Below are 278 nucleotides of genomic sequence, written 5' to 3'. Positions count from 1 at the left end.
TGTTATAGTAATTAGCCACATTGTTAGGGTCTAAATCATAAGCCTTTTTAGTATCTGTCAACCCTTTAGCCGCATCACCGTTTAATGCTGTTGCAAAGCCACGTACAGAATAGGCTTCTGCATTATTAGCATTATTTTTAATGGACGCTGTAGCTTCCTCTATGGCTTTCGCATACTCACCAGCGGATAAGGCTTGCTTTGCTGTAATTAGATGTCCATCTTGCTTGGTAGTCGCTTGGCTGTTTCCCGCAGCAGATGTAGAGGAACCAGCAGCAGAA

Annotated in this window: 1 pseudogene; it reads right to left on the bottom strand. The window is 43.2% G+C overall.

Going from position 1 to position 278, the window contains the following annotated elements:
* Window positions 1–278: pseudogene (locus ACZ3HG_RS23430) on the bottom strand (hypothetical protein); the annotation flags it as partial.

The organism is Erwinia sp. PME.40.26/001, from assembly GCF_055556675.1.
The sequence above is the reverse complement of the archived record's forward strand: the minus strand, read 5'-3'. Positions and strand labels throughout refer to the sequence as shown.